We start from the raw sequence: 24,828 nt of genomic DNA on the forward strand, positions 1-24,828 counted from the left end.
AAATGGATTCTAAAAAACACCTTGCCAAATAGGAGCGTCAGCGCGAGGCCCGTCTTTCCGTTGCTCCGCAGGAGCAGGAAAGACGGGCCTCATGCGCGAGGACGTTTTCAAAACCAAGCCCGGCCCCGGCCGGAGGGACCACAGGCGCTACAGGTTCTTGACACCCATCGCGCGCATGGCGTTCAGGATGGCGATGATCGCCACGCCCACGTCGCCAAAGACGGCAAGCCACATATTGGCGATGCCGAGCGCCGCGAGCACCAGAATCAGCAGCTTAATGCCCAGCGCAAAGATTATGTTCTGCCAAACGATCGTCATGGTCTTGCGCGCCACGCGGATCGCGCGGGAAATGTTGGACGGCTTGTCGTCCATCAGCACCACGTCGGCGGCCTCGATCGCGGCGTCGGAGCCCATGGCGCCCATGGCAATGCCCACATCGGCGCGCGTAAGCACAGGAGCGTCGTTGATACCGTCGCCGACAAAGGCGAGCTTGCCCTTGCCCGATTCGGCCGCGAGCAGTGCCTCGACGCGCTCGACCTTGTCACCAGGCAACAGCTGCGCATGGAACTCGTCGAGACCGAGCTGTTTGGCCACGGACGCCGCCACTTCCCCGCGGTCGCCCGTGAGCATGACGGTGCGCTTAACGCCGGCGGCGTGCAGGTCACGAATCGTTTGCTCGGCATCGGCCTTGACGGTGTCGGCGATGACGATATGGCCGGCATAGATGCCATCGACCAGCACGTGGAGAATGGTGCCGACGACCTCGCAATTGGGTGCTTCGATGTCGGTGGCGGCGAGCATCTTGGCGTTGCCGACGACGACGGGCTTGCCGTCGATGGTTGCCGTCACGCCGTGGCCCGCGTCATTAGTGGAATCCGTTACGCGCTTGGGATCGAGCTCGCCCTGGAAGGCGGTACGTACCGACTGCGCGATGGGATGGTCGGAGAACGACTCGGCAAGGGCCGCGACTTCGAGCAGCGACTGCTCGGTATAGCCTGCCTCGGGGTGCACCGCGACGACCGAGAATGTGCCGTTCGTGAGGGTGCCGGTTTTGTCGAAGACGACGGTGTCCACATCGGCGAGCGTCTCGAGGTAGTTAGAACCCTTGATAAGGACGCCCAGCTTGGATGCGCCGCCGATGCCGCCAAAGAAGCTCAGCGGCACGCTGATCACCAGCGCGCACGGGCAGCTGACGACGAGGAAGGTCAGGCCGCGCAGGATCCAGTCGGACCAAGCGCCGGTCACCAGGCCGCCGCCGAGCGCGAGTACCGCGGCGGCGCCAGTGACGGCGGGAGTGTAGACGCGGGCAAAGCGCGTGATGAAGTTCTCGGTACGTGCCTTCTTTTCGCTGGCGTTTTCCACGAGCTCTAGGACACGAGCGACGGTGGATTCGCCAAATGGCTTAGTGGTGCGCACGTGGATGAGGCCCGTCATGTTGATGCAGCCGCTGATGATATCGTCTCCGGTTTTGGCCGGGCGGGGGACCGACTCTCCCGTGAGCGCGGCGGTGTCGAGTTGCGTCTCGCCCTCGACGATAACGCCGTCGATGGGCACGCGCTCGCCGGGCTTGACGACGATGACGGTGCCGACGGTGATGTCATCGGGGAAGACCTGCTCGAGCGTGCCGTCGGTCTGCTCGACGTTAGCGTAGTCGGGCGCGATGTCCATCATGGCACTGATCGACTTGCGGCTCTTGCCCACGGCGTATGCCTGGAACAGCTCGCCGACCTGGTAGAACAGCATGACAGCGGCACCTTCGGCCATGTGCGGGTCGGTGTCGGGGAAGAGCACCATGGCAAATGCACCGATGGTCGCGACTGCCATAAGGAAACTCTCGTCGAAGGCCTTACCGCGGCGGATGTTGTTAAATGCCTTTTGCAGTACGTCATGGCCGGCGATCAAAAACGGCACGAGGAACAGCACAAAGCTGGCATAGATGTCGCCGGGCTCGCCGAATGTGGCAGTGAGGGCACCGAGCTCGTCGAGGGCGTACACCACCGCAAAAATGCCTAGCGCTACCAGGATACGGCTGCGTTTATGCTCGAGTGACTCTTTTTTCGTGCGCTTCTTCTTTTTCTTTTTGGGGTCGGCGGTGGCCATGACTCGTATCCTCCCATTTGAATGTATGAACACTCGCTCATATAATTTCGCGAGCAAAGGCCGCGGCAAGCGCGGCCCTGAAGATTGGCGTGAACCTGGGCTAGAGAATGATCTCGCAGTCCGGCTCGGCGTCGGCGGTGAACTCCACGACGCGGTCAAGGACCTCGTCGAACTCGGCGTCATCAGCCTCGAGCGTCAGCTTCTGGGTCATAAAGTTGACGGACACGGATTTGACGCCCTCGAGCTTGGCCAGCTCGTCCTGAAGCTCGCGCGCGCAGTTGGCGCAGTCGATCTCGTCGAGTTTAAACTGCTTTTTCATGTTGGGTTCCTTTCCCGTTTTTGCGGCTTGGGTGCAGGCCGCGCTGGTACCGTGGTTGGTCGCTATTCGCAGATGTGGCTCATGCCTTGGTTGAGCATGGTATAGACGTGATCGTCGGCAAGCGAGTAGAGGATATTGCGCCCGTCGCGCCGGAACTTGACCAGGTGCGACTGCTTAAGCGTGCGCAGCTGGTGCGATACTGCCGACTGCGAGGTTTCGGTCGCTTCGGCGATGTCTGCCACGCAGAGCTCGCGACCCATGAGGGCGTAGAGGATCTTGATGCGCGTGGTGTCGCTGAAGACCTTGAACAGGTCGGCGAGGTCGTAGAGAAGCTCCTCGTCGGGAAGGTCCTCGGGCGAGCAGGTGGTGGGGATCGCGGGCTCGGTGGCCTCGATGTCGGGTTTCGTTTCATCAACGCGGATGCTCATTGCAATATCCTTTCATATGAACATGCGCTCATATAACTTACTTCCGATTATATGAGCGCATGTTCATATGTCAATACAATTTGCGATAATTTCGATGACTGCTTGCCGCCTCTGCGATTTTCTGTGGGTTGGGATGCATCGATGCAATGCTCGCCAACATATTTCGAGATGTTCGGCCAGCATGCTAAGAAAGCCGCCTCGAGAAGCATTAGAACTGTTCATATTTGTACTTAATCTTGTTAAATATCGTGAGAATCAGTTCTTTCTCTACGGGAGTTCCTGCAGAATCAGTTTTATCTAAAGTTATATTGAGCATTGCTGCGGCCAATCGGGCACATAGGTGGCCGAATAAGTCGAAAAATGTAGGTGGACATCCGCAGAGACCGCCTTTAGAAGAGCGAATTCTCAATTAGATCAATAATCGTGTCGTCTTCCGTGCGGTTTTCATCGATTTTTGCGGACATGTCGCATTCCCAAGGCCCATTGATTTCTTCAGCAAGGGCCCCGACGTGTTGCATGTCGTCGGGTTCGGGCACATCGTTGATGCTCGGGTCATCAGCTTGCGGATATTGGCTTGCAATTTCGCGCTTGGCGGACTCTTCTTCTTTGAGAGCCTCCAGGACGCGGCGACCGTATTCGAAGTAGCGCCGCAAGACAAATTGACGAAGAGTTTCTTGCAGGATGGTGAAGTTATCCGGGAGTCGACCAGGCCAGATCTTCTCGCGAATGCGAATCGCTTCCATGACCCGTCCAAAAGCGGACTGCTTGAAAAACGAATGACGAGTAACTGTGATAACGGCATATCCCATGTTTCGCAGCGTGTTGCGGCGTTCCTCGTCAATTGATTGCTGCTCGGGCTCGTCGTGGTAAAAGCCGTTGTATTCGATATCGGTCATCGAATTCTCGAGCAGCGCGTCGAGGTAGAAAACCGTCCGTCGCGTTAGGGCGGCGTATCTTTTGGGGACTGGGATCGGATAATCCGTTTTGATAGCGCGTATGGCTAAGCCACCCATTGACTTGGGCATCGTCAGCATCATGACAAACGCCGTTTCGAGTGGGGAGCGACAGCCTTCGCGTACATAAGAAAGTGCCTTAAGGGCTTTATTAGATCCACGATACCCCGACGCCTCTGAAAAGAAGGCTCTGAGCTCTTCAACGCTGGTTAGGGCTGGGCGCTCGCGATATTGAGTTTCGTTGGACGTTTCAAGCGCGTAGGAGCCGCAGATTTCAAAGTAATACTCAACGAGCTCCGAAAGGTTGAGGTCGGCTGTTGCTTCTAACGCGCACAGCTTGATATCGACGATGTAGACGTTCGGCTCGAGTTCTAGGTAGCTTTCTGCATCAAACGTATAGCGCGTGCAGTGGCAGATGCAGCCCTTGCGGTGCCTTTTGGCATTATTGGAAAACGTCAGCACATGGATGCGTTCAGAATCGACATTCTTTCTTTTGAGCCATGCTCGTGCCGCTTCCAGGTCGGATGTGGTCGGCGCAGACACCCTGATCTTTTCCATAGGTATGGGATCGGTCGCGTAGCTTGCGAGCGAGTTGGCTGTTTGGTATACAGCGCGTGCTGTAGTATGTGACAGAACGATTCCCATACGCGCATGATGGCATAGCGGACGCCACATGTGCCCGAAACTTCGGGCAACGGTATAGGGACGCGGCTTATCTTCTGCGAACGGTGGGTTTTTGAGCTGTCGTATTGAGGGGGGGCAGCTTCGGCTGGGGAGGTTTCTGCCAGCTGCGCCTTTTTTGGTGAACTTTATTTGCGGGTTCGTAGCTTCTGGGCGTTTTTACCGAACGCCCAGAAGCCTCACCAACATAATTTGAGTTATTCGGCCTTATCCTATACGAATGGTGTGTTTACAATGTCCTATTCGAATTGATTCAGGTAGATTTATGGGGCTTGGTTGCGAAATAAAGGCGACTACAGCGCTCGATTGCGGTTCAAGGGGCCTTGACTAGTGGTTCAGCTGGCCGAACAACTCGAAAAATGTAGGTGGGTCAACCTGTCGACTGTGTGAAGCACGCGTATTTGCTTGTTTTGATGAAAACTAGGGTGCAGCCATAAGGCTGCGCCCTAGTTTACTGCGTGCCGGTGCGCCCAGAGGATTGCGCTGTGCCTGGCAGGCGCTCCCGCAGATGGATCGGTTATTTCGCAAACAGGTTCTTGAGGTTGAACTCGGCCTGTACCGTGCGGAGCATGAGGTCGGTGTCGTCCAGACCCAGATGCTGCTCGTTGGCGTCGGCGGCGAGGGTTCCGCGGCGGCGCGCCCAGTTCTCGAGCGCGGCGGGGGCGGACTCGCGGGGGAGCGAGCGGACGTCGGCATCCAGGCTGCGGCAGATCTGGCGCGAATCGATGACGATAATCTTGCCGGCACGGCGCGCCTCGGCGTAACCGTCCAGGTGAATTTTGAACCAGCTGTCCTCGAACGCGGCGTTATGCGCCATATAGGGATACTTCTTCATAAGCTTGAGCAGCTGCTTCTGCAGTTCCTTGTTCTCGCGGAACGGCTTTTTGCCGTCGATGTCGTCCCAAGTAATGTGATGGATGTTCGATAGCGGCACATCCTCGCCGCGGTAGATGTCGGGCAGGCCACAGTAGTGCGCCTCGGCATCGTGCGGGACGGCGTCGCTGGTGAGTTCCATGATCTCCCAGCCGACGTTGATGATATAACCGTGTTCGGGTGCACGGCCGGTGGTCTCGATGTCGATACCGAGCACGGTGCCCTGGATGGGCTTACGGGCGTAGGCCACGCCGAGCGCGTCGCGGTCGCCGCGGATCTCGCGCATGACCGACGCGGCGGTGCGCTTTTGCATCTTGCCGATGGCGGCGCAGGTGTCGGCATCGGACAGGCCGCGCGAAAGCGTCGCGGGCGTCACGTTGCGCAGGCGCGCCTCGCCGATCTGGTCGCACAGGTCGCGGTTGCGGTCGGCCAGGTCGCGCACGGTGGCAAAGTCGAAACCGGGGTCGCCCTCGGCGGTAAAGTACTCGGTTTCGAGCGCCTTGAGGGCCTCCTCGCCCTTCTGGCGCTCGGACTCCATGGCGCCGTGATCGCCATAGATAAACATGGGGATAAACGGCTGGCGCTCGTATTCGAGTGCTTGCGAAACGTTCATAGGCTGCTCCTTGGACGGGCCGCGTCGCGCGGCTCGGGGTTACTGAGTTGTGGCGAGATGATAGTTTACCATGGGCAACTATTGGCACAACGCCCGGGACAACTACAATACCCTAGTTGACCGCTAGGACTTTTACAATGTTGCCGAAAGACACGAAAGGTTCCATCCGTCATGGATTTACTGATTGATATTCTGCTCGACGCCGGCAAGGACACGCTGTCCCTGGTGCCGTTTTTGTTGGTGACGTATCTTGCCCTCGAGACGCTGGAGCATGTGGCGGGCGACCGCGTCAACGGCGCTATCAAGCGCGCGGGCGCCGCCGGCCCCGTGGTTGGCTCGTTGCTGGGCATGGTGCCGCAGTGCGGCTTTTCGGCCATGGCGGCCACGCTGTACGCCGGTCGCGTCGTGACGCTGGGCACGCTGGTTGCGGTGTTCCTCTCGACCTCAGACGAGATGCTGCCGCTGTTGCTCGCCGAGCAAGTTCCCGTGCAGACCATGGCGATGCTGCTCGCCTCGAAGGCGCTGATCGCTCTGGTCACGGGCTTTATCGTGGATGCGGCTATCCGCGGCCTTCGTCGTAATGCCCGCGCGCATGCGGCGATTCGCCGTACCGTGTTGGGGACTGCTGCCAATCCGGCTCATGTGAACTGTGCGCACGACGACCACACTGGCGGTGACATCATCGACGAGGTTGCCGAGGCGGGCGTGAGCGCCGACCATATCCACGAGTTGTGCGAGCGTGACCATTGCGGTTGTGATGAAGACGAGGACGAGCACGAACACGGACATGGCCACGATCACGAACATGAGGGCGAGCATGAACACCATCATGACCACGGTCACTCCCACTCCCACGAAGGCGCTCCTGTCCTGTCGATTATCCGCAGCGCCATCTCGCATACCGTGCAGGTATCGGCATTTATTTTCCTGGTGACGTTGATTCTGGTCGCCGTCCTCGAGGCCTTTGGCGAGTCCGCAATCGAGCAGTTCCTGCGCGGCAATGAGACGCTCGCCGTCCTGGGCTCGGCGCTTGTCGGCCTGATCCCCAACTGCTCAGCGAGCGTAGTCATTACGCAGCTGTACCTGGAAGGCGCGCTGCAGCTGGCCCCGATGCTCGCCGGCACGCTCATTTCCGCTGGCGTGGGCTACCTGGTGCTGTTCCGCACCAACCGCAGCGCTCGCGAAAACGCCCTGTTTCTGGTCATGATGTACGTCATCGGCGCCGGCTGGGGACTCGTTCTCTCCGCCTTTGGTCTCTAAGCCCAAAAATCTACCTTGGTTAGCGCAGCAGCTCGGTGAGGTTGCGTTTAAAGCGGGCGCGGTCTTCGCTGGTAAATGCTGCCGGACCGCGAGTGCGTCCGCCGGCGCGGCGTACCTTCTTTTCCTCGTGGCGAATAAACAGCTGCATGTCGATGGTTGCTTTGTCGTAGACGCGCCCGCGCACACCGATAGCGGCGGCATCGCGCCCGAGCACCATGCTCGCCAAGCCAATGTCCTGCGTCACGACCACGTCGCCCGCCTGCAGGCGTTCGACAATGGCAAAGTCGGCGCTGTCGGCGCCCACGCTCACGTCGAGCGTCGTGACCCAAAAGCCGCGTCGCGCGTGCTCGGCATCGCGCGGGTCGTCGCGGCGAATGTGCCGTTCCAGGTTTTGCGTGCTGTTGCCGGCGATAACAACGGCGACGCCCGCCCGCCGCGCGCAGTCAATCGACTCGCGCGTGACCGGGCAGGCGTCTGCATCAATAAAGAGCGTTCGTGGCATCTAGCGCACCAGTTTGCCAAACTGAATGGCGCGAACAATGAGCGTCACGCCAAACACCAGCAGCGCGGCACCGCTAAAGATGACGAGCATCTTGGCCGACCACAGCGGATAGATAAACACGAACATGCCCGCGATGATGGAGAGCGCGCCGCTCAGGATGGCGAGGGCGCGGTTGGCGGAAAGCTCGGATTCCAGAATCGACATGACGCCCTCGACGATCCAGCCAAAGCCGGCGACGACCACCACGAGCGTGGTGAGCGTCGCGGTCGAGAAGGCCTGGTTGCGCAGGATTATGACGCCGCCCAGAATGATGAGCAGGTTGGAGATGATGCTCGTAACGCGCCAGCCGGTGGGCAGCAGCGGCTCGAAAACAGCGGTAAACAGCCTGATCGCGGCCGTGATCACAAAGTAGATGCCCAAGACGGTCGTCAGGAAGACGAGGGATTTGGCGGGCGCAAACAGCAGTGCGATGCCGGCGACGAGCGCCAAGACGCCCGTGATGGCGTAAATCCAGCGCACGGCCTTGACGGCCTTGCCTGCCATGCTTTTCTCGTCAAATCCAAACGCGCTCGATTGCTTGTCATCGTTCTTAAAGATGCCCATGATGTCTCCTTTCCGTGCGGCGTAAGCCGTAGCTCTTGCAACCAGTATCGCCCAAGGGCGCCGTCGCGTGGGGCGGGAAGGGCGAATGGGAGCCTCATCTTCCCGAATTGTTACCTTTGTTCCCGTTTGGATGCGGAATATTCAACAGGTGTGGAACATTGCGCCGCTGTGTGTAATTGCCTACGTTTTAGGTTAGATTTTCTTAAGAACAATTGGCTTTTATTGGGGGTCTTATGAACGAAGCTGTTCCCGCGGCGCCGGTAAGCGCCGAGTCGATGGCAAAGCAGGGTTGCGAAAAGCTTGGCCTGGACACGTTTGACGCGCTGGTCCGCCGCGCCCGTACGTGCCGCCGTTTTGACGAGTCCATGCGCGTGCCGCGCGAGTTTTTGCTCGAGCTGGCGGAACTGGCGCACCTGGCTCCCTGCGGCGCCAATGCTCAGCGTCTGCGTTTTCATGTGGTGAGCGGTGCCGAGGATTGCGCGCGTGTATTTGATGAGCTTGCATGGGCCGGCGCGCTTAAGGATTGGTCGGGTCCTGCCGAGGGCGAGCGTCCGACCGGCTACATCGCGATTCTTGCCGAGCGCGCTGTTCCGGGTAAGCCCGCCGCGCCCATCACCGAGGTCGACACGGGCATTGCCGCGCAGACGATGATGCTCGCCGCTCGCAGCGCCACGCCCGAGGTGGCAGCCTGCATGTTCAAGGCCTTTACGCCCCACGCGATCGATGCTATGGGGCTCGATAACGACAAGTATGAGCTCAAGCTGATCATGGCTTTTGGCGTGCCGGCCGAGACGCAGATGATCGATGCGATCGATTCCAACCCCGACGGCTCAATTAATTACTGGCGTGACGATGCGCAGGTGCACCACGTACCCAAGCGCCCGCTCGCCGACGTGCTGGTGTAGCTGAGCGTCACCGCGGCGTGATCAGACGGTAAACCACCACAAAGGTGCCTGTCCCCTTTGTGGTGGTACGAGGGGAGAGCGTGTGGCAGATCTGTATTTGGTGCGGCATGGGCAGACTGAGCTCAATGTGCAGAGCATTTTGCAGGGCTGGCACGATTCGCCGCTTACGGCGCGCGGGCGCGAGCAGGCGCTGACGGCGCGTACGGCGTTTGCGGCGCGTGGCGTGGCCTTTGATCATGTGTATTCCTCGCCGTTGGGCCGGGCGCGGCATACGGCCGAGCTTATCGTTGGCGAGGGCCGTTCCATTGAGCTGGTCGATGACCTGCGTGAGTGGCATTTTGGCTCGCTGGAGGGCACATCAAATCGCGAGATGCCGCCGCAGCCCTGGGGCGATTATCCGGTGGCCTTTGGCGGCGAGTCGGAAGTGCAGCTTCAGTCGCGCATGGTCGCGGCGCTGTCCCGTATTATGGCCCGGCCGCAGCACAACTGCGTGCTGGCGGTTTCCCACGGCTCAGCCTGCCAGGAGTTTCTTGAGTATGTGACTGGCGGGGGAGAGCTACCCGACAACGGTGCCGTGCTTCATTTTGGCTATTGCGACGGGGCGTTTTCGCTCTTGGGTTGGTAACGAACGAAAGGACCCCTATGAATAAAGATCTGTATCTGGTCCGTCATGGACAGACGATATTCAACCTTAAGCGTATCATTCAGGGGTGGAGTGACTCGCCGCTTACGCAGTTGGGTTGCGACCAGGCGGCGCGCGCCGGCATGTTTTTACGTGCGCGCGGCATTGAGCCCGATCATGCCTACACCTCCACGCTTCATCGCACCGAGCAGACTATCGCCAACTTGTGGCCGGGCTTGGCGTACGAGCGCCTGGACGGCCTGCGTGAGTGGTTCTTTGGCGACTTTGAGGCCGAGCGCGTGATGCTTATGCCCGAGCGCCCGTGGCGCGATTTCTATCGTCAATTTGGCGGCGAGGGCCAGATCCAGGTGCGCGAGCGCATGGTGACGACGCTGACCGAACTCATGCAGCGTCCGGACCATACGTGTGTGCTCGCGGTAAGCCATGGCTCGGCTATCAAGGAGTTTATGGATCACGTGAAGGGTGCGGCGGCCGACGAGCGCGATCGCGTGCCGGGCAACTGCTCGGTGCTGCACTTTGCGTTTGGCGACGAATCCGACACGTTTGAGTTGGTCGAAGTCTTTACGCAGGAGGATTACGCGTGCGAGCTGGGGCTTGAACCGCTTGTAGCGGCAGTAGGCCCGCAGCGCGGGTAGCGCTGGCGTTGCGGCGCGGTTTGCCGGCGAAATTGTTTGATGCGAAAGGGGCGGGGATGCATGCACGGGCATTGCATCCCCCCCCCTTGTTTGTTTGGATGCTGGGTTTTCCAGCTTAGCGTTTGAGTTCGCTAGAACCGTGAGACCTGGTGAGTGAGCAGACCCGTCGGAACCTGCGGCGCGCTGCCGCTGACCTGCGCGGCGGGGAACAGCACGGCTACAGCAAAGTTGAACGGCTCTTTGCCAGAGTAGGCGCCGGCAGCGCGGGCCTCGTCGGCCAGAATCTGCGATGCCCCAGCCAGTGCGGCGACATAGGCGGAGTCACCGGCGAACACCGGGTCGGGCGCCTGATCGAGCATGGCACGGATGGCGGCAACGGCGTCCTCGCGCTTGACCTCCCACACGCGATGTGTGACGCCCGCGGGATCGGTGACGGCGTAGAGCGATGCGCCCTCTTTGGCAGCGCTCAAAATGATATCCATGACGGGCGACGCCTCGTAGGCGAGCGACACGGGGCGCGGCTGCACCTTGAGCTCGGCGATCGCGCGCGCGGTGGCGAGTGCGTCGATGCTCTCGGCGGCAGTCTCGTCGCCGCCCGTCAGCACGTTAACCGGGCAAATCGCCACGACGCCCGTCGCACGTCCCGGCTCGCCCGAGCATTCGTACACGTAATACGCCGCACCCGGGTCCTTGAGCATTAGGCCGTCAGCAATGGCGCCGCGCAGGGCGTCGTTGCCGCTCAGGATACCGCCCATCGCAGGCAGCGCCTCGAGCACACGGTCCTGAGCCGGGCGGATGCAGGGAAACGGAAGTGCTTTCATGGGCGGTCCTAACGCGCGAGTCGGTTTGTTCGCGGCTTATTATGCCCCAACTTGGCCGCTTGCGTCCCAGAGCGTGTTATCGGCAAGCACGATGAGCACGTTTTGGCAGCGAACGATATCGGCATGGGGCACATACTCGTCGGGCTTGTGTGCGAGCGCCAACGAGCCGGGGCCGTAGCTCATACAATTGCGGTTGCCTGTCTTGCCGGCAATGACGGCGGTGTCGGTGTAGCCGGTAAAGAAGCCGACGGTCGTGTCCGCGTCCGTCACGTCATCGGCGGCACGCTTGAGCGCTGCTAGAAGGGGAGAGTTCGGGTCGCGCTCGATGGCGGGGCGGTCGCCCGTCACGGTGTAGCTGCCATGGCAACCGGGAACGGCGGCTTCGGCGACGGCGATGGCCTGCTCTACCATGCGCGTCGCGGCGGCCGTATCAGTCGGCGGGGTCAGGCGCATATCGACCCAGACCTTAGCGTGGTCGGGCACGACATAGGGACGGTAGCCACCCTCGATCTGTCCAAACGTGATGGTCGATGGCCCCAGCTCCTCATGTAAAGGTAGCGTCGCAAACGTGCGACGAAGCGAGCACGCGACCTCGGCTATGGCGGCGACGGCGTCGGCGCCCTTCCAAGGCTGGCTTGCATGCGCCGTCACGCCAGCCATTTCAATCTCGAACCACGTACGCCCCTTGTGCGCCACCTGGATCTGCCCGTCGGTGGGCTCGGTGTCCAGCACCCATTCGCGCGAGCCGACCCAGCCGGCATTGATGGCCGCCTCGGAGCCGCGCATAAAGTCTTCCTCGTCGACCGAGCAGATGAGCGAAAAGCCGCGGCGTGGCAGCGCGCCATCCGCCGCCACGCGCTCGAGCGTATGGACCAGTGCGGCAATGGCGCAGGCCAGGCCACCCTTCATATCGCAGGCACCGCGGCCATAGAGTTTATCGTCGCGCACTACCGCCCCAAGCGGTGCGATGTCTGCGTCCCAGCCATCGCCCAAGGTGACGGTATCCATGTGGCAGATATAGACCAGCCGCGGCTCGTCGCTTTGGCCCGGCACGGTGACTTTAAGGTTGCGGCGCCCGGGCAGCACTTCGAGCTCCTCAATCTGCACGGCATCGAGCGCAGAACTATCAAGTTGTGCCAGCTGCTGCTCAATGAGCCTCTTAATGAAGCGCTCAATTTCATCCTCATACGCGCCCGGGTCTGAGCTGTCGATCCGCACGAGTCCTTGCGTAAGCCGCCAGGCAAAGTCCTCATCAACCATATGCAACCTCACAATCAGTTTGCTTTCCAAACCGATTGTAAGCCTCCTGAGAGATCCGCGACGTGGGCGTGGCAGTATTTACCGTTCGCAGGCCGAGCCAGCGCGTTTGCCGTCCGAGCGGGTTCACAAGCGACGCAGCGGGTACGTACCCTTCATGGACGACACGCTGTGCGACATATCTGCCTTTCGGTATCACCGGATACCTCCACAGGTCTTGGCAATAATGCCGGACCTGCCCGATTCTGCGGACGATCCGCGCAGGGAGCACCTATGTGAGCATCCGCTCGTCACGCATTTCCTGGGCACCCCGTTACACGTGTTGGCGCAGGGCAGCTGCGGACGTAAGGGCGATCGCATTGTCAGGCATGTTTGGAACGGGGAGAGGCCGTTTGATTCCGTGCGGCAGACGGAGTTTGGCCTCGATGTTGCGTCCCCACTCTTTACCCTGCTGACCCTGGCTTCCTCGGTCTCAAACGAGCGTCTAATCATGTGCATGTATGAGATGTGCGGCACCTTTGCCGTGTGCAAGATTGCACCTCAGGTAAAGTCGGCACTTGAGCAGGCATACGGGGGCCGGTGGGGTGACGCACGGTCGGGCTGGGAAAACGTAAAGGATGTCTCGGGGAATCCAACGGACTTGTGGAAACGACCTCCCTTGATCGAGCTCTCTGAGCTTACCGAGTACGTCGATAAGATCCCGGGGCTCCGCGGCGCTAAATCGTTCACGCGTGCCGCGAAATGCATTACGGGGGTGGCGGCATCGCCGCTCGAGGTCCAGGCTTCGATGCTGTTTGGCCTTACGAGGTTGCGCGGCGGCGAAGGGCTGCGCCTTACCAATAACGTCGAGATTCGCTTGACGCGCAGTGCCCGCCTGATTTCGGGGCTTGATAGGCGCTATGCCGATATTCTGCTGGCAAATAAGGACGGCAGCCGAGAGTGCCTGGTTGAATGCCAAGGTAAAGCCATACACGGATCCATAGAATCCAAGATCTCGGACTCCGATCGAACGACGGCTTTGCAAGCCATGGGATATCCCGTCGTTCTGATGACCTATGGTCAGCTGGCCGATTCCGATGCCTTCCGCGTGGTGATGGAGCTCATCATGTCCTATCTCGATGTGCCGCTGAAAGACAAGACGCCGCGGCAGCAGGAGCTCGAACGGCGGCTTCGTGAGGAGATTTTTATCGATTGGGCGGGAATGTAGCCGCGCGGGCGGAAAATGGTCGCGCGGACTAGAGTTTTGGTCGCAAAATACTTATATTTTGCCTTGGACGGGCCTTAAAAATGCTACCTAGAATAAGTTGTTTCGGAAAATGGACAGTCAACTTACATTCGGCACATAGAGACCGATTTTTACCTACTAAAGTCCCTGATAAAGCTGTTTATCAAAGCGGGTGTGCTTAGCGACTGGAGCCTCACTATCGATTATCTGAAAAAACTTGTTCTGGGTATCATTTTAAAGTCATCCGGAGCAACAAAATCGCCCCCCGTTTCGTGAAAACGGGGGGCGAATGGGCTTCGTGGTCTGTCTGGCAGGTTTGGCGCCGGCGCTACTTAATCACGCGCACGCGATACATCGACGGAATCTGCTTGAGCGCCTCGATGGTGCTGCTGTCCAGGTGCTCGTCGGTGTCGAACATGGTGTAGGCGTTCTCGCCGGCGGACTCGTTGGTCATGCGCTGCACGTTGGCGTTGTCCTTAGCAAGGATTGCCGTGATCTGGCCAATCATGTTGGGCACGTTGGCGTGCAGGCAGGCGATGCGGCTTGCGGCGCGCGCCTTGCCCATGCTGCAGGCGGGGTAGTTGACGCTGTGCGCGATGTTGCCGTTCTCCAGGTAATCCTTGAGCTCGCTAATGGCCATATCGGCGCAGTTGGCCTCGGCCTCGCCAGTGCCGGCGCCCGAGTGCGTGGTGACAAACGTGTTGGGCATCTTGACGGTCTTGGGCGTGGCAAAGTCGCAGCTAAACCAGCTCAGCTTGCCCTCGCGCAGGGCAGCGTCGACGGCGTCCTCGTCAATGATGGTTTCGCGCGCGTAGTTGATGAGGACGGCGTTGGGTGCCAGCAGGTTAATCTGCTCGGTGCTGATCATGCCGATGGTGTCTGCCTTGCTGGGCACGTGCACGGTGAGGTAGTCGCAGCCGCGGCACAGATCCTCGAGTGTGCCCACGCGCTGCACCTCGCGGCTCAGCACCCACGCGTGCTCAACGGAAATGAACGGATCGTAGCCGTAGGCGTCCATGCCCAAATCGACGCAGGCGTTGGCGACCTTGGAGCCCACGTTGCCCAGGCCGATGACGCCGATGCGCTTGCCCTTGAGCTCGCGGCCCACAAAGGCCTTCTTGGCCTTCTCGGCATCGACCTGAATCGCGGGGTCGTCGGCGTTGTCGCGCACCCAGTTCATCGACTGCACCACGCCACGGCTCGAAAGCACCAGCATGCCCAGGACGAGCTCCTTGACGGCGTTGCTGTTGGCGCCGGGCGAGTTAAAGACGACGACGCCCTTCTTGGCGTACTCCTCGACGGGGATGTTGTTGACGCCGGCGCCACAGCGGGCGATGGCGCGAATGCCCTCGGGCAGCTCGTAGCCGTGCAGGTCGGTCGAGCGCATCAGGATGGCGTCGGCCTCCTCGGCGGTGCTCACAAATTCGTAGCCCTCGCCAAACTCGACTTTGCCGTCTTTGGTGATGTCGTCGATGGTCTTGATCTTGCGCATGGAAAACTCCTTAGCAGGTTTGTTTAAAACAAGTGGTTTGAAGTGGCTGGTCGGCCCGCGCGTTGCGGGCTAGTTAGATCGCGGGCTCAAACTATGCTGTGCTTCGAAGTCCTTCATGTACGTGGCCAGTGCCTGTACGTCTTCCATTGTCACGGCGTTGTAGACGCTGGCGCGCATGCCGCCTACCAGGCGATGGCCCTTGACGTTTTGAATCTGGTGCTCGGCGGCGCCTGCAACAAAGGCCGCATCGAGCTCGACGTCACCGGTGCGGAAGGTGACGTTGGCGATGGAACGGCTGTCGGCCTGAGCGGTGCCGTGGAACAGCTCGCTGTGCTCGAGCAGGTCGTAGAGCAGGTTGGCCTTGGCCCAGTTGCGCTCGGCCATGGCGGCAAGTCCGCCGGTCTCCTCGACCCAGTGGAACACCTTACCGCATACGTAGATGCCAAAGGTGTTGGGCGTGTTGAGCATGGAGCCCTTGGCGGCCTGGGTCTTAAGGTCCAGGTACTGCGGCGTCTGCGCAAAGGCGGGGCCATCTGCGATAAGGTCGTCGCGCACGATGACCACGGTCACGCCCGCAGCGCCGGCGTTTTTCTGTGCGCCGGCGTAAATGAGCCCGTAGCGCTCAACGTCGAGCGGCTGCGACAGGAAGCAGCTCGAGACATCGGCGACCAGCGGCACATCGCCGCAGTTGGGCAGCTCGTGGTACATGGTGCCAAAGATAGTGTTGTTCTGGCAGATGTAGACGTAGTCGAGCCCGTCGCCCGCGGCCTCGGCGGCAATGCGCGCGTTGACGTCGGCCATGGTGGGAATGCGGTCGAAATTGGTGTCCTCGGAGCTCGCGAGCAGCACGGCCTCGCCATATTTGGCGGCCTCCTTGTACGCCTTGTTGGCAAAGTTGCCGGTGACGACGTAGCCGGCGCGGCCGCGGCGCATGAGGTTCATGGGGATGCCCGCAAACTGCAGCGTGGCGCCGCCCTGCAAAAACAGGACACGGTAGTTGTCGGGGATACTCAGCAGGCGGCGCAGGGTTGCCTCGGCGTCGTCGATAATCTGCTGGTACATACTAGATCGATGACTCATTTCGAGCACGGACATGCCGCAACCGCGGTAGTCCATCATCTCGTCGGCGATCTCGGCAAGCACGCTGGTGGGCAGTGCGGCCGGGCCTGCTGAGAAGTTGTGCACACGTGCCATCTTCTAGGTCCCCCTCGGAGTCGTTTGAACGTTCGGGATACTTTAGCACAGTGGAGCGCCGGGCGCGACCGCATCACGGTAAAACTCGAGTGCGCCGCTATGATTTACAGGATGGTTACATGGGGGAGGGATTATCTCGAGGCTCGTATCCGATCCGCCTCGGCCTTCGCTTGTTTCCAGGGGCGCACTCGACCGTTGGTGAGGTCGTCATAGCCACGAGCGATGGCACGTTGAATGTGATCTTCGCGTTCCTGAATGGTAGTTAGTGCGCGCGTCTGATCAGAAATAGACTTTACGACAGGCATACGAAACTCCTTACATAGAAGCATATGTATAACTCTATATTGAATATAGCGGAGGATGGCGTTGGGCGTGTGCGTGCCTGCATTCGTAAGCGCGGTTGTCTGGCAAGTGTGATTTGGGGCGATCTCGTCAAAGCTTCTGAGCTGCGAAAATGACCGTTGACCGGATTTAATTTTGTTGCTCAACATTTGACACTCTGGGCGTGGTAACTTTTTTACCAACAGGTATGATTATTGTCATGTGCGCCGCACCTGCCTGCCGGGTTGCGGCGCACTTGTGACAGCCTTTGACACCCTTGGAGCGTGTACTGTGGATATAACCACAAAAAGCGTTCGGGGGGGGGGTGCTCACCCGCGAGCAATTCCTCCCGCATGAGATGCGCATCGTCGCTGCCCTTCGTATGCAGGGCGCAAGCGACGAGCAGGTCATTGTACGCGTAAAGAGCGAGAACCTCTTTCAATATCCCACGGAGCGCATGGTCGCCAACCGCGCAACCGTGTGCCTTCGCCGCCTCGACGCCATGGTGCCCACGGACGCCGCATGCGCCGCGCGCGGCATCGACCCCAAAACCGCCGTCGAGGCTGCGTCATCCCTAACCAGCCTCATGGCATCTGGCACCCCCACGCAGGCGGACCAGGCCATCTTCTACAGCATGATCTGCCGCTACGACATCGTGCGCGAGCTCGTGCTCGTCGAGGTAGGGGAGCGCCTGCAAAACTTTGATTATGCCTTCACGGCGGTTGACCTCAACGCCTTTATGACGCGCTTTACCACGGAGTATCCGGACGCGGCCCGCTGGACCGAGGCCACGGTCAAGCGCATTAAGGGCTCGCTCCGCCAGACGCTCCGCCATGCCGCCCTTATCGGCGAGGGTCAGGGGCCGGAGTCTGAGCGCCTGTCACCACTCTTCCTCGATTCCGATGTCGAGCGAGCCTTGGTCCAGCTGGGCGAGCAGTCGCTTATCGCGGCCCTTACCGGCAGGGCGGTGATGTAGCGTGGCCCCCGTCAACAACGCCGCCGAACCTGCTATCACCCCGGCGACCGATCTCACCACCAATATTGGCATCCATTCCCGTAAGAGCGTCGTGGCGGCGCATGTCCGCTCCGAGCACGCCCATCAGGAATTTGAGCGACGCGCGCAGCTTCTGCGCGAGTGCCTGTGCAGCGAGGACTTTTTGGCCAACAAGGGCATAGGCAATGAGATCGGCTTCCACACCTTTTGCTATGACCCTGCGCTGGAGTTTGAAGCGCGTGCATTATTTGACGCCCTTTCACGCGATGCCGAGGCCGACAAGCTTCCGTGCACGCTCAAGGTCGTGAACCTCTACGACGCCGTGCTGGCAATTCTCGAAAAGCGCCGTGTCCTTAAGGCCATCCCACGCCAAGAGGAGCGCCGCGGTACCCAGCGCGTGCTCAAGGACGTGGCCAAGTTCGCCTCGCCCGAGAAAGTCGCCGCGTACATCCTTGAGCAGACCGAGCCGCACGCGCCTGGAGACGTCGTTCTCCTCACCGGCGCGGGCGAGGTCTTCCCATTCTTTCGCATGCACACGCTTCTCCATTGCATGCTTGCGGATTTTGATGAGGTGCCTGTGGTCGCCGCCTATCCGGGCAGTTTCAACGGCTCTTCTTTCCAGCTCTTTAACCGTCTGCCGGCCGACAACTACTACCGCGCCATCGATATCTCGTAAGCACGGCTCCCCGCAGGCAAGTCCCTGCCGCCGGTAACAACCCTTTGCCATAACATTCCCAAACCCAAAGGAGCACCCATGGACAACACGATCATTCGCGACCTCTTTGCAAAAGACATCAACCGCTCCATCAACGGCGTGGTCAAGGTCCAGGATTCAAAAGATGGGTCCATCCGCCAGGAGCTTGACGAGTACGTGGTGACGCGCGAGTTGCAGAGGCACTTTGCCACGTTCTTCAAGGCCTACGGCGATGCCATCGATGCGCGCACCGACAAGATCGGCGTGTGGATCAGTGGTTTCTTCGGTTCCGGTAAATCGCACTTCCTCAAGATGCTGAGCTACCTGCTCGAGAATCGCCAGATCGGCGGCAAGAGCGCCATCCGCTACTTTGACGGCAAGATCGTCGACCCCATGGTCGCGGCTGCCATGGAGCGCGCCTGCTCGGTGCCCACGCAGGCCATCCTCTTTAACATCGATAGCAAGGCGGGTCAGTGGAAGCAGGGCGATACGGCTCCCACGGCGCTGCTTCGCGGCTTTGAGCGCATGTTCTACGAGGCGCGCGGCTTCTACGGCGAGGACCTCAAGCTTGCAAAGCTCGAGGACTACATCGATTGCCTGGGCAAGACCCAGGAGTTCCGCGAGGCCTTTGAGCGCGTCAACGGCGAGTCCTGGCTCCAGGCCCGCGACACCTACAGCTACTTTGAGGACGACGTCGTCGAGGTGCTGCAGAGCGTGCTCGGCATGAGCGAAAAGGCCGCATGGAACTGGCTCGAGGGTTCTGAGGACGAGGTTTTGGCCCCCGATGTCTTTGCCAAAAAGGTCAAGGATTACGTGGACGCTCAGGCAGCGGCCCACGGTGGCAACTTCCGTTTGCTCTTTATGGTCGACGAGGTGGGTCAGTTTATTACAAACGACCAGGACCCAAGCCTTATGCTGAGCCTTCAGACCATCGTCGAGGAGCTGGGTGCCGCCTGCGGTGGCCGCGTGTGGGTAATGGTTACGAGCCAGGAGGCCATCGACAACCTGAGCCTGCCCGTGGGCAACGACTTTTCAAAGATCCAGGGCCGTTTCAATACCCGCCTTTCGCTCTCCAGCTCCAGCGTGGACGAGGTCATCCAACGCCGTGTGCTCGAGAAGACCGCGCCGGCGGCCGATATGCTTGCACAGGTCTACGAGCAAGACGCCGCCGTCCTCAAAAACAACTTTACCTTTGAGGGCGGCTCGCGCTCCGACCTTGCCGGCTACGCCAACTCCAAGGATTTTGTGGCCAGCTACCCGTTTGTGGGCTACCAGTTTAAGCTCCTGCCCGACGTGATGACCGAGGTACGCAAGCATGGTGTTAAGGCCAAGCACATGTCCACGGGCGAGCGCTCCATGCTGAGCGCGTTTCAGGAGAGCGCTCAGGCCATCCAGCATGACCAGACTGGTGCACTCGTGCCGTTCTGGCGCTTCTTCGACACAATCTCCAAGGATTTGGAGCACGGCATCATTCAAGTCGTCGTCTGTGCGGAGCGCGCGGCTGAAAACGCAGAGGGTCTTGAGAGCTACGATGTCCGGGTGCTTAAGCTCCTGTACTTGATCCGCTACATCGGCTACGTCAAGGCCACGGTCGAGAACATCTCCATCCTTATGATTGATAGCCTGGACGTGGACAAGCGCGCCCTTAAGGACCGCGTCAAGGAATCTCTCGCCCGCTTGGAGCGCGAGAACTACGTGGCACGCCAGGGCGATACCTATAGCTTCCTCACCGACGAGGAGCAGGAGATAGCGCAGGAGATCGCACGCACCCCGATCGACAACGCGAAGGTGATTGAATACATCAAGAAGCGCCTGTTCGAAAGCATCTACACTGCGCGCAAACTCAACCGCGGGGCCAACGACTTCCCCTTTGACCGCTACGTGGATGGCTCGATTCATGGATCCAACATGGGCGGCATGGCACTTTCCGTGGTGACCATGGCCAGCGATCTGGGCCGTTCGGACGATGCCGAGTTGGCATTGAAATCCGTGGATAAGGCCATCGTGGCCTTGAGCGACGAGGTGGATTATTGGGCTCCACTCGTCAACGCCGCCAAGATCCGCAAGTACGCTAAGACGCGAAATCTCCAGGAGCTTCAGCCGAGTACGCGCCAGATCGTCGAGTCCAAGATGCGCGAGGCGGCCTATAACGAGAAAGAGGCCGATACCCTTTTGAGTGAGGCCGTGCTCCATGCACGTTGCGCGGTCAACGGCCGCATGGTTGAGGTCCGCGCGGCCAAACCCGTTCAGGTTTTTGAGCAAGTGCTGGCGCAGCTGTGCGATGTGGTCTTTGATAAGGCCGACTATATCGGTGCGCCGGTCACGAGCGATTCCGATATTCGCTCCACTCTGGCGGGCAACGTTCAAGTGGGGCTCGCTGGCATGGACGCGGGTAACACGCGTGCGCTCAAGGAGGTCGAGGACTACCTCAAAGTGCAGCACCAGCGCCACCTGGATACCGCTATGGGCGATATCCAGCGCCAGTACCAGCAAAGGCCCTTTGGCTGGCGCGAGGTCGACATCGCAAATGTGGTGGCGCAGCTTGTGGTGGAGCAGCGCGCGCAGGTGCTGTTTGGCGGTCAGACGGTTCAAGCTAACGACAGCCGCATGGTGGCGCTCCTGCGCAAGGATGCCGATAAGGCCCAGGTGCGCTTGCGCATGCGCATGAGCGACCGGTTGCTACGCGCCGCGGGCGAACTCATGTGTGACCTGTTTGATCTCAAGACCGTGCCCTCCAACGAGGATAAGCTCGTGGCCGAGCTCAAAGAGCGCCTTGAGGGCTTGCGCGAGGCGTGCCTCGCCATAGCACGCGACTACTACACGGGCATCAAGCCGGCCTACCCGTATCCCGGTGAGGACGAGTGCGAGAAGATGCGCTCGGAGGTGGCCGACGTCCTTAAGGACCAGAACGAGGCCGAGGCGTTCTTGACCACGTTCACCAAGCATGAGGAGCGCTTGCTCGATGCTAAGGAAGACTTTGACAAGGTGGTTGAGTTCGTCGAGTCCAATCAACGAACAGCGTTTGACCACGCCAGGGATTTCTTGAACCGCACCGAGGGTATCGAGTATGCCTCCGATGACATTCCCAGCGCGGTGGAGAACGTGGCAAAGGTGCGTGAGATCCTCAAAGATCCCAAGCCCTACGGCCGTATTAAAGACCTGCAGCCGCTTATGGATCCCGTCGAGGATGACATGAAAAAGCTGCTGGGCATCCGCCGCAATGAGTTTTTGTGTCGCATCGAGAGCGATCTGCAAGACCTGCGGGCGCAGGCCGAGAGTCAAAAGGGCTTTGTCAATCAGGCCAAGGATGCCATAGCGGACGCCGGCACCAAATACGAGTCGTTCAAAAACCGTGCCCACAGCGCTCAAAGTCTCAACGAACTGAGCGTTGTTGCAACTAACTGGGGCGACTGGCTCAGTGCGGCGGCCAACGAGATGTACGACGCTGTGGATGAGGCCCGCGTGCGTATGGACAACGAGCGCCGCACCACCGAGGTCATGAGTACGGGTGAGGTGGTCAAGAAGGTCTCCAACAAGGGCGCCGCATCGTCTGCTCCCGTGCCCGCGCCCAAGCCCCAGCGCAAGATCAAGACTGTGCGCCGCGCCGATCTGGCCAAGCCGAGTCGTCTCTTGTCCGCAGAGGATGTGGAGCGCTACGTGGACGACTTGCGCTCCCGCCTTATGCAGGCGCTCGCTGCAAACGACGAGATCCGTATCAACTAACCCGCGGAGCCACCGGTGCCAAAGCGCGCACCGGTGGCTTATGGCGTTTAGAAAGGCTCATCAACCATGAACGATTCTGCTCTTAAGAGCTTCTGCACCTGGGCCCGTACGGAGCTCATCAAAGGCGTGGAGGCGCAGATGGTGCGCTACGGCATCACCGAACCTGCACCCGCGCCCGTTGGGTCCGAGACCGTTAGCGGCCTGCCCCTAAGTCCGGCTGAGATTGAGCAACGCGACGAACTGCTGCGCATGCAGGCAGAGGTGGGTCACGAGGCGCTGCGCGACCGTGCGGCCTACACCTGGTTCAACCGCATCGTGGCCATTCGCTTCATGGATGCACGCGGATGGCTTCCCAGCCGCATGCGCATGCTAAGTCGTGCGGACGGCAGCCATGGCAGCGAGGCCGTGGAGAACGCACTGGATGTGGAGATAACGACGGCCGATACCGATCGCATAGCCGAGCTCAAAATGGCGGGCTTGGATGAACCGTTGTGGCGCTACCTGTTTGTTGCTCAGTGCGAGGAGCTTGCCGATTGCCTGCCAGGCGTCTTTGATCGCGTAGGCGGAGCCATGGAGTTGCTGTTGCCCCAGGGCCTCATGATGGCCGACGGCGTGGTGGGCAAACTCAATGTTGTCCTCACTGACGAGGACTGGCGCGAGGGCGTGACCGTTCTGGGCTGGATGTATCAGTACTACAACGCTGACGTTAAAGACGAGTTCTTCAAGTCCAAGCGCAAGGCCGCAGCGGCGGACATCGCTCCCGCCACTCAGCTCTTCACCCCCGAGTGGATCGTGCGCTATATGGTCGAGAACTCGCTCGGCCGTCTGTGGATGCTCAACAATCCGGGGAGTTCGCTACGCGAGCGCATGAAATACTACATCGAGCCCGATGCTGAGCACGAGGACTTCATCCGCATTTCGAGTCCCGAGGAGATAACCCTCTGCGACCCCGCATGCGGCTCGGGCCATATCTTGGTCTATGCGTTTGAGCTGCTCTTTCATATGTACGAGGAGCGCGGCTATCGTGAGCGCGAGATTCCCGAGCTCATTCTTACTAAAAACCTTGCAGGTATGGAAATCGATTCCCGCGCGGCACAGATCGCGGAGCTGGCGCTTGCCATGTGCGCCCGCGAGCACGACCGTCGCTTCTTTAGGCGTGGCGTTCGCGCCGACGTTACCGTGCTCTCGAGCATCCCGCTTGGGGAGGACGAGCTGCCGGGTAACAAGAAGCTCGCCGAGGAGCTGAGTCATTTGGGCGAGATCGGTTCGCTGCTCAATCCGACAGATGCCGAGATCGAGAAGCTCAAAGCGGCTGCGGCCGACTGCGCGGGCGACCTTTTTGCCGCCGCGACCAAGGACAAGCTTGAGAGCGCGGTCGCAATCTGCGAGAAGCTATCACGTCGCTTCACTTGCACCGTGGCAAATCCCCCGTACATGGGTAGCAGCAGCTTCAACCCCTTTATGAGTAAGTGGGTCAAGAAGAACTACCCCGACACGAAGAGCGATCTCTGCACGTGCTTTATCGAGCGAATTATTGATTTTGCGAGCGCTAAGGGTACGGTATCTCTGGTTACCTCTGATACGTGTATGTACCTCTCGTCTTTCGAGCGTATGCGCAACACCCTTGTAGATAAACACACCCTAATTGCCCTCATTGATACTCGCGGCTCGAATGCCCACCCTGACGTGTTTGACGCCAATACCGGATGGGTCATTCAGTCGAATCATATTCCTGGTTATAAGGGTGCTTATTTTAAGTTGAATCAAAAAATCGGTGAGAAGGATGCGGCTTTGAAGGAGGCCATCCAAAACCCCACCTGCGGCTGGTTCTACCGCCGCAACGCCGACGCCTTCAAGCAGATCCCCAGCACCCCCATAGCCTACTGGGCCAGCGACGCTATGCTCGAAGCGTTTGGGGGACATTCCATTCGCGATGAAGCTTTTGCTGGAATAGGCATGCGTACGGGCGACAATGCAAGATTTTTGAGATTGTGGCATGAAGTCGGTCTGAGCGACATGGTTATCGGATGTTGCTCTGCTGAGGAGCAAATCAATAGTGGTGCTCGATGGGTTCCTTACAATAAAGGAGGCAATTTTCGCAGATGGTACGGAAACAATGACTACGTTGTTAACTGGTTTAATAATGGTGAAGAGATTAAGGCTAACACTAAGGCTGTATACCCAGAATTGGGCGATGATCTTGGATGGAAGATAAGCAACGAGCGCTTTTACTTTAAGCCTGGACTTACTTGGACGGGCGTAACTTCGGGGCTATTTAACTGCCGTCTATATCGCCAGGGTTTTATTTTTGATTCCGGCGCTAATGGCCTTTTCTCAACTAAGGAGCTTGGAGTTTCCTACCTTTCTGCCCTGCTGAACTCTTCTGTAGCTGCTTCAGCCTTTAGCTTTTTGAACCCTACGTTGAATTTTGGGGCAGGCACTGTGAATAACATGCCTGTTATTCGACCCTCTGCTTCAGACTATTCCATCGTCGAAGATCTGGCGCATCGTTGCTTTGATGCGTCGGAAGCAGATTACAACTCCTTCGAAACCTCATGGGATTTTGGTCACAATCCCCTTGTTTAGGAGACC

General features: G+C 59.6%; 21 protein-coding genes. 9 read left to right on the forward strand and 12 right to left on the reverse strand.

The features are described from left to right. Positions 1 to 147: 147 nt before the first annotated feature. The 5 genes from DW136_RS06115 to DW136_RS06135 all read right to left on the reverse strand — a co-directional run bounded on the left by DW136_RS06115 (position 148) and on the right by DW136_RS06135 (position 5,967). Positions 148 to 2,100 (reverse strand): heavy metal translocating P-type ATPase, encoded by a 1,953-nt coding sequence (locus DW136_RS06115; RefSeq protein WP_233509070.1) that lies wholly within the window; start codon positions 2,098 to 2,100, stop codon positions 148 to 150. A 100-nt stretch (positions 2,101 to 2,200) separates the two neighbouring features. Further along, positions 2,201 to 2,419: a cation transporter gene (locus DW136_RS06120; protein ID WP_117583778.1), complete on the reverse strand. Its 219-nt coding sequence runs from the start codon at positions 2,417 to 2,419 to the stop codon at positions 2,201 to 2,203. A gap of 62 nt (positions 2,420 to 2,481) precedes the next feature. After that, on the reverse strand, positions 2,482 to 2,847 hold the full coding sequence (locus DW136_RS06125; RefSeq protein ID WP_055285819.1) for a helix-turn-helix transcriptional regulator: 366 nt from the start codon (positions 2,845 to 2,847) through the stop codon (positions 2,482 to 2,484). A gap of 389 nt (positions 2,848 to 3,236) precedes the next feature. Continuing rightward, positions 3,237 to 4,358: a hypothetical protein gene (locus DW136_RS06130; protein ID WP_147329321.1), complete on the reverse strand. Its 1,122-nt coding sequence runs from the start codon at positions 4,356 to 4,358 to the stop codon at positions 3,237 to 3,239. A 640-nt stretch (positions 4,359 to 4,998) separates the two neighbouring features. Then, a complete protein-coding gene (locus DW136_RS06135; protein ID WP_118289281.1) occupies positions 4,999 to 5,967 on the reverse strand; it encodes a 3'-5' exonuclease in 969 nt (322 codons plus the stop codon). 171 nt (positions 5,968 to 6,138) lie between these two features. On the opposite strand from DW136_RS06135, the gene DW136_RS06140 reads away from it, so the two are divergent. After that, positions 6,139 to 7,227, forward strand: coding sequence for a putative manganese transporter (locus DW136_RS06140; RefSeq protein WP_117583775.1), 1,089 nt, complete (start codon positions 6,139 to 6,141; stop codon positions 7,225 to 7,227). A gap of 19 nt (positions 7,228 to 7,246) precedes the next feature. On the opposite strand, the gene DW136_RS06145 is transcribed toward DW136_RS06140, so the two are convergent. Further along, positions 7,247 to 7,729, reverse strand: a complete 483-nt coding sequence (locus DW136_RS06145) for a DUF188 domain-containing protein (protein WP_006235439.1) — start codon at positions 7,727 to 7,729, stop codon at positions 7,247 to 7,249. Then, on the reverse strand, positions 7,730 to 8,332 hold the full coding sequence (locus tag DW136_RS06150) for an HdeD family acid-resistance protein (protein ID WP_117583774.1): 603 nt from the start codon (positions 8,330 to 8,332) through the stop codon (positions 7,730 to 7,732). 233 nt (positions 8,333 to 8,565) lie between these two features. Between DW136_RS06150 and DW136_RS06155 the strand changes: the two genes are divergently transcribed. The 3 genes from DW136_RS06155 (at position 8,566) to DW136_RS06165 (ending at position 10,515) form a co-directional block, all read left to right on the forward strand. Then, positions 8,566 to 9,237 carry a nitroreductase family protein gene (locus DW136_RS06155; protein WP_117563980.1) on the forward strand — a complete coding sequence of 224 codons (672 nt, stop codon included), beginning with the start codon at positions 8,566 to 8,568 and terminating at the stop codon, positions 9,235 to 9,237. 82 nt (positions 9,238 to 9,319) lie between these two features. Further along, the gene (locus tag DW136_RS06160) at positions 9,320 to 9,862 is read left to right on the forward strand and encodes a histidine phosphatase family protein (protein ID WP_117583773.1); all 543 of its coding nucleotides are present in this window, start codon (positions 9,320 to 9,322) and stop codon (positions 9,860 to 9,862) included. A 17-nt stretch (positions 9,863 to 9,879) separates the two neighbouring features. After that, positions 9,880 to 10,515, forward strand: coding sequence for a histidine phosphatase family protein (locus DW136_RS06165; protein ID WP_117583772.1), 636 nt, complete (start codon positions 9,880 to 9,882; stop codon positions 10,513 to 10,515). Between the two features lie 131 nt (positions 10,516 to 10,646). On the opposite strand, the gene DW136_RS06170 is transcribed toward DW136_RS06165, so the two are convergent. Together DW136_RS06170 and DW136_RS06175 are read right to left on the reverse strand one after the other, a co-directional pair. Continuing rightward, complete coding sequence (locus DW136_RS06170; protein ID WP_117583771.1) at positions 10,647 to 11,336, reverse strand: DUF1015 family protein; 690 nt, start codon at positions 11,334 to 11,336, stop codon at positions 10,647 to 10,649. 39 nt (positions 11,337 to 11,375) lie between these two features. After that, positions 11,376 to 12,596 (reverse strand): M20 family metallopeptidase, encoded by a 1,221-nt coding sequence (locus DW136_RS06175; protein ID WP_117629072.1) that lies wholly within the window; start codon positions 12,594 to 12,596, stop codon positions 11,376 to 11,378. A 655-nt stretch (positions 12,597 to 13,251) separates the two neighbouring features. On the opposite strand from DW136_RS06175, the gene DW136_RS09890 reads away from it, so the two are divergent. Beyond that, positions 13,252 to 13,800 carry a hypothetical protein gene (locus DW136_RS09890; protein WP_147329322.1) on the forward strand — a complete coding sequence of 183 codons (549 nt, stop codon included), beginning with the start codon at positions 13,252 to 13,254 and terminating at the stop codon, positions 13,798 to 13,800. 346 nt (positions 13,801 to 14,146) lie between these two features. Here DW136_RS09890 and DW136_RS06185 read toward each other — a convergent pair whose 3' ends face one another. The 3 genes from DW136_RS06185 to DW136_RS09985 form a co-directional block, all read right to left on the reverse strand. Then, positions 14,147 to 15,310, reverse strand: a complete 1,164-nt coding sequence (locus tag DW136_RS06185) for a phosphoglycerate dehydrogenase (RefSeq protein ID WP_117629073.1) — start codon at positions 15,308 to 15,310, stop codon at positions 14,147 to 14,149. Positions 15,311 to 15,379: 69 nt separating this feature from the next. Beyond that, positions 15,380 to 16,504: a 3-phosphoserine/phosphohydroxythreonine transaminase gene (gene serC / locus DW136_RS06190; protein WP_117629074.1), complete on the reverse strand. Its 1,125-nt coding sequence runs from the start codon at positions 16,502 to 16,504 to the stop codon at positions 15,380 to 15,382. Between the two features lie 131 nt (positions 16,505 to 16,635). Then, complete coding sequence (locus tag DW136_RS09985) at positions 16,636 to 16,809, reverse strand: hypothetical protein (protein WP_158551585.1); 174 nt, start codon at positions 16,807 to 16,809, stop codon at positions 16,636 to 16,638. Between the two features lie 341 nt (positions 16,810 to 17,150). Between DW136_RS09985 and DW136_RS06195 the strand changes: the two genes are divergently transcribed. The 4 genes from DW136_RS06195 to pglX all read left to right on the forward strand — a co-directional run bounded on the left by DW136_RS06195 (position 17,151) and on the right by pglX (position 24,822). Next, on the forward strand, positions 17,151 to 17,801 hold the full coding sequence (locus DW136_RS06195; protein ID WP_117629075.1) for a BrxA family protein: 651 nt from the start codon (positions 17,151 to 17,153) through the stop codon (positions 17,799 to 17,801). A gap of 1 nt (position 17,802) precedes the next feature. After that, on the forward strand, positions 17,803 to 18,495 hold the full coding sequence (locus DW136_RS06200; RefSeq protein WP_117629076.1) for a DUF1788 domain-containing protein: 693 nt from the start codon (positions 17,803 to 17,805) through the stop codon (positions 18,493 to 18,495). Positions 18,496 to 18,573: 78 nt separating this feature from the next. Further along, positions 18,574 to 22,236, forward strand: coding sequence for a BREX system P-loop protein BrxC (brxC, locus tag DW136_RS06205; protein ID WP_117583764.1), 3,663 nt, complete (start codon positions 18,574 to 18,576; stop codon positions 22,234 to 22,236). Positions 22,237 to 22,302: 66 nt separating this feature from the next. Next, on the forward strand, positions 22,303 to 24,822 hold the full coding sequence (gene pglX, locus DW136_RS06210) for a BREX-1 system adenine-specific DNA-methyltransferase PglX (RefSeq protein ID WP_117583763.1): 2,520 nt from the start codon (positions 22,303 to 22,305) through the stop codon (positions 24,820 to 24,822). The last annotated feature ends 6 nt before the right edge of the window (positions 24,823 to 24,828 follow it).

Source organism: Collinsella sp. AM12-1 (genome assembly GCF_003472325.1).
GTDB lineage: Bacteria > Actinomycetota > Coriobacteriia > Coriobacteriales > Coriobacteriaceae > Collinsella.

Excerpts from the sequence above, each read along its gene's own strand:
- DW136_RS06115 (WP_233509070.1), bottom strand. The coding sequence starts at position 2,100 with ATGGCCACCGCCGACCCCAAAAAGAAAAAGAAGAAGCGCACGAAAAAA.
- DW136_RS06120 (WP_117583778.1), bottom strand. The coding sequence starts at position 2,419 with ATGAAAAAGCAGTTTAAACTCGACGAGATCGACTGCGCCAACTGCGCG.
- DW136_RS06125 (WP_055285819.1), bottom strand. The coding sequence starts at position 2,847 with ATGAGCATCCGCGTTGATGAAACGAAACCCGACATCGAGGCCACCGAG.
- DW136_RS06130 (WP_147329321.1), bottom strand. The coding sequence starts at position 4,358 with ATGGAAAAGATCAGGGTGTCTGCGCCGACCACATCCGACCTGGAAGCG.
- DW136_RS06135 (WP_118289281.1), bottom strand. The coding sequence starts at position 5,967 with ATGAACGTTTCGCAAGCACTCGAATACGAGCGCCAGCCGTTTATCCCC.
- DW136_RS06140 (WP_117583775.1), top strand. The coding sequence starts at position 6,139 with ATGGATTTACTGATTGATATTCTGCTCGACGCCGGCAAGGACACGCTG.
- DW136_RS06145 (WP_006235439.1), bottom strand. The coding sequence starts at position 7,729 with ATGCCACGAACGCTCTTTATTGATGCAGACGCCTGCCCGGTCACGCGC.
- DW136_RS06150 (WP_117583774.1), bottom strand. The coding sequence starts at position 8,332 with ATGGGCATCTTTAAGAACGATGACAAGCAATCGAGCGCGTTTGGATTT.
- DW136_RS06155 (WP_117563980.1), top strand. The coding sequence starts at position 8,566 with ATGAACGAAGCTGTTCCCGCGGCGCCGGTAAGCGCCGAGTCGATGGCA.
- DW136_RS06165 (WP_117583772.1), top strand. The coding sequence starts at position 9,880 with ATGAATAAAGATCTGTATCTGGTCCGTCATGGACAGACGATATTCAAC.
- DW136_RS06170 (WP_117583771.1), bottom strand. The coding sequence starts at position 11,336 with ATGAAAGCACTTCCGTTTCCCTGCATCCGCCCGGCTCAGGACCGTGTG.
- DW136_RS06175 (WP_117629072.1), bottom strand. The coding sequence starts at position 12,596 with ATGGTTGATGAGGACTTTGCCTGGCGGCTTACGCAAGGACTCGTGCGG.
- DW136_RS06185 (WP_117629073.1), bottom strand. The coding sequence starts at position 15,310 with ATGCGCAAGATCAAGACCATCGACGACATCACCAAAGACGGCAAAGTC.
- serC (WP_117629074.1), bottom strand. The coding sequence starts at position 16,504 with ATGGCACGTGTGCACAACTTCTCAGCAGGCCCGGCCGCACTGCCCACC.
- DW136_RS09985 (WP_158551585.1), bottom strand. The coding sequence starts at position 16,809 with ATGCCTGTCGTAAAGTCTATTTCTGATCAGACGCGCGCACTAACTACC.
- brxC (WP_117583764.1), top strand. The coding sequence starts at position 18,574 with ATGGACAACACGATCATTCGCGACCTCTTTGCAAAAGACATCAACCGC.
- pglX (WP_117583763.1), top strand. The coding sequence starts at position 22,303 with ATGAACGATTCTGCTCTTAAGAGCTTCTGCACCTGGGCCCGTACGGAG.